General features: G+C 66.8%; 4 protein-coding genes. 3 read left to right on the top strand and 1 reads right to left on the bottom strand.

Annotation, left to right across the window (positions count from 1 at the left end; all coding sequences use genetic code 11):
• Positions 1-290 precede the first annotated feature (290 nt).
• Complete coding sequence (locus AC08OP_RS22895; protein ID WP_043591342.1) at positions 291-605, top strand: hypothetical protein; 315 nt, start codon at positions 291-293, stop codon at positions 603-605.
• Between the two features lie 110 nt (positions 606-715).
• On the opposite strand, the gene AC08OP_RS22890 is transcribed toward AC08OP_RS22895, so the two are convergent.
• Positions 716-880 carry a hypothetical protein gene (locus tag AC08OP_RS22890; protein WP_476616059.1) on the bottom strand — a complete coding sequence of 55 codons (165 nt, stop codon included), beginning with the start codon at positions 878-880 and terminating at the stop codon, positions 716-718.
• 241 nt (positions 881-1,121) lie between these two features.
• Here AC08OP_RS22890 and AC08OP_RS22885 point away from each other — a divergent pair, with 241 nt between their 5' ends.
• Complete coding sequence (locus tag AC08OP_RS22885) at positions 1,122-1,388, top strand: hypothetical protein (RefSeq protein ID WP_476616058.1); 267 nt, start codon at positions 1,122-1,124, stop codon at positions 1,386-1,388.
• A gap of 635 nt (positions 1,389-2,023) precedes the next feature.
• On the top strand, positions 2,024-3,019 hold the full coding sequence (locus AC08OP_RS22880; protein ID WP_476616060.1) for an AAA family ATPase: 996 nt from the start codon (positions 2,024-2,026) through the stop codon (positions 3,017-3,019).
• The last annotated feature ends 486 nt before the right edge of the window (positions 3,020-3,505 follow it).

Here is a 3,505-nt window from a genome sequence, read left to right as displayed (position 1 = left end):
CACGTTGTTCAACCACGTTGTTCAACCGAGATTTCAAGAATCCTGTGCAGTACGGCATTTCGTTCCCTTGGTACGAGTTCCACACTGCTGCGGTCGTCTCCTCAACCGGTATGAGGGCGATGTGCTCTGATACGGCTCTCAGGTGCCGGACGTCGGACGCGTGAGGATACACTCATATCGGTTCTCGGGTTTGACGTCGCTCAGCTCGGCTGCGGTAACGTGCCTCCCGTGCCGGCCGGTGCTGGCCGACACACATCCGGGTGTTCTGCTCGAGAGGAGAAAGAGGGAAAATGGCTCAACAGCAGCAGGTGCAGCAGGTGGAACAGCAGCTGCGGCAGAACTGGCGGCAGATTCGTTACCGAATCCTCGACCAGTTCGGTCAGGTGAGCCCGGCGGACCTTGACTCCGCGACGAGCGTCAACGACCTCGTCCAGCGGATCGCGGACAAGACGCACCACAGCGAGCGGTACGTCGAGAACCGACTCCTGGAGCTTGCGGGAGTAGGCGCGGGTGTTCAGGGTGGAGGAATCGCTGGGGAGCGTTTCGCCTCGGGGCTGGGCGGCGAGCAGCAGCAGGGCCAGCCGTTTGGCGGGGGTCAGCAGTAACCCGATAGACGGGTGATCCGACGACACCGGCCGGAACGCGAAACTCCGCCGGGTTGTCGGGATGATTACTGGTTCCGGTCGTTCGGTTCCGGTCGCTCCGGGGGTACAGCTCAGGCCATCGCCTTCAGGAGCGACCGGAATTCGAGCAGTTCATCGATCAGCTCGATAGTCTTCCCATCGCGTGGTAGCCGCCGCAGTTCGGCCAGCATTGCGTCGGTTTCCTCGAGGGTGGGACGCTCGTTAATAGTGGCGGCTATCGTCACAATGTCGTGCATAGCTGTAATCACCTCACCGTGCTGAGAGTACCGGTTGGCCTGCCCGGCTCGAAGGCGGAAGCCGGGTGATACGTAGAAGGAGGCTCGCACGGCAGGGTTTCTGGAGTGTAAATCGGTGTTTCCTTCGCGTTAATGTATCTCTGATGAAGCTACAAAACGTGACGAATGATGCGTCGCGGGTTCTGGACCTCACCGTCTGTAGAGCCTCCGCGGGTTCATGGATCTCGGTGACCACCCGCGTGTGCACGCACTTCCTTTCCTACCACCCCGGGTGGCCCGACGACCGTCCAGCCGCCCGCCACCCACCGCATCCGGACCGTTCCTGAAGCCTGGCATCGTCCGCCGCCTCGTGGACGCCCTGCCCACCGGTGCCTACCTCGTCCTCACCCATCTCCTCACCCATGCAACCGCCGGCTTCGACCCGGGTCGCGGCCTGCGCGACGTCGTCGGATTCCGCGTCGTCGAGCTGAGTGGCCCGGACCGGCTGACCATCGATTCTCGTTCATAGGCCGGCGCCGTTTGGCGGCGGTGCCGGTGTCTGTGTGGGCGGGCCACCCCGCCCGCCCACACAGACACCTCCGGGTGAGCGCCGTAGGAGGGGTACATCGCTCACCACATCTCCACGTATCACCCAACGATACGCGGACAGGCCGTAGGCATCTTGGGCTGATGTTGCCCATATCGGGATGGTCCGTCTGGGCGACGTCGTCGTTCTTGCTGCGTGAGACGCCTCCCTTGGCCGACAGGTTGCGACCCTCGCGTCGTCTCCGTGATATTGCATCCAGCTTGCGTCGGAGCGTAGCTAGATCTGCACGTAACGAAGCGGTCGACGATATCCTCCGGTCGAAGGATCACTGGATCGACAATTCCATCGGGTTATGGCACAACGAAGCGGGTCGGCTCGTCGTCTATCGCAGCGGAACGGATCGGCTCCGCGGCGGCGACGGCCGCCGCGGGTCGCCGTACCCGGGCGGTTCCCCCCGCCGCCCGTGGGCGGACCGGGCCGGTTGCCCCCTCGCCCGGCACGGTCCGCCTCCATCAACCCACGAGGAGCCCATTCCGGTGATTGAGCACGCTGTCCGCATCGCTCGGACGGTCCTCGTTCCCCGACACCGTTGGGCTAGGAGGCAGCGCGTGACCCGCATGGGCGACGGCCGCGACAGTACGTCCGGCGACCGGTCCGCGGTTGCCACGTTCTCAGCCTCCTTCCACGATGTGGTCGCCAACGTCGAGAAGGTCATCCGCGGCAAGCGTGAGGTGGTGGATCTCGCGACGATCTGCATGTTCGCCGACGGCCATCTCCTCGTCGAGGATGTCCCCGGTCTGGGGAAGACCTCCCTGGCCCGCAGCCTCGCCGCGTCGGTGGGCGCCGGCTGTCATCGCATCCAGTTCACGCCCGACCTGCTGCCCGCGGACATCATTGGGACGATGGTCTACAACCAGCGTGCCGAGGAGTTCGGATTCCGCGGGGGCCCGGTGTTCACCAACCTCGTCATCGGCGATGGGATCAATCGCGCCTCGCCGAAGACGCAGTCGGCTCTGCTGGAGGTCATGGAGGAGGGGCGGGTCACCGTCGATGGGACCGGTTATCCGGTACCGCGGCCCTTCATGGTCGTCGCGACGCAGAACCCGATCGACATGGACGGCACGTACAGCTTGCCCGAGGCCCATCTGGACCGGTTCCTCATGCGATTGCGAATGGGATATCCCTCCCTCGCTGCGGAACTGGAGATCCTCGATGGTCGGCAGCTGGGTCGGCGCATCGAGGATCTGAGACCGGTGATGCGGGCGGAGGACGTGGTGGCCCACGCCGCCCGGACATCTGCCATCCATGTGGCACCCGCCCTCCGGCGGTACATCGTCGATCTGGTCGCCGCGACCCGCACGCTGCCGGATGTCGTCCGCCTGGGGGCGAGCCCACGGGGCAGTATCGCGCTGCTTCGGGCCGTCCAGGTGCGTGCCGCGTCGCAGGGACGGGCCTTCGTGACCCCCGACGACGTCAAAGCGCTGGCCAAGCCGGTCCTGGCACACCGGCTGGTGCTGAGCCCCGAGGCGGAACTGCGCCGCGTCATCGCCGAGGACGTCGTGGACGAGGTCGTCGAGACCATCCCGTCCCCGCGTCGTCTCGTCGGCATCTGACCGTGGCACCCTGGTCGGCCGACATCGGGCGCAGCAGGGTAGGACCGCCGGGGCGGAGCCTACGTAGGTGGCGCAGTCGTAGCGTGTCGGCCAGTGACGGCCCCGGTAGTCGACGGTCGCCACCGCTTCAGCGGGGCACGACGCATCCTGCGGAGCCGGCTGGCTCGGGGGCGCGGCGGCCGGAGGCTGGGCGGGCTCGGACTTCGCCACCGCCGGCGATGGGGACGCGGGGACTCCGGCGGGACCGGCGCCACCCACGTGCGGGAGGGATCCGTTCGCGGGGCTGGTGGGTGCCGGCGTCGGAGCCAACGCCGACGCCGGCGGACCGGACGTGTGCGCCGGGGCTGCGGCGGTCGGTCCCAGACCGTCCGTCGCGAGGGGGGCGTGCGGCCCTTCACCGGGATCAGGACGCGGACGACCTTCCGGCCGGGGAGGTGACCGGAACGCGGGCTCCCGGGTGTGTTCGACGGGTACCGTCGCTCAAGC

It is taken from the genome of Frankia sp. CeRuru1, assembly GCF_977966315.1.
This window is presented reverse-complemented; position numbering and strand designations above follow the sequence as displayed.

What these genes read in the sequence shown, in the direction of transcription:
- AC08OP_RS22880 (WP_476616060.1), top strand. Translation starts at nt 2,024, where the DNA reads ATGGGCGACGGCCGCGACAGTACGTCCGGCGACCGGTCCGCGGTTGCC.
- AC08OP_RS22890 (WP_476616059.1), bottom strand. Translation starts at nt 880, where the DNA reads ATGCACGACATTGTGACGATAGCCGCCACTATTAACGAGCGTCCCACC.
- AC08OP_RS22895 (WP_043591342.1), top strand. Translation starts at nt 291, where the DNA reads ATGGCTCAACAGCAGCAGGTGCAGCAGGTGGAACAGCAGCTGCGGCAG.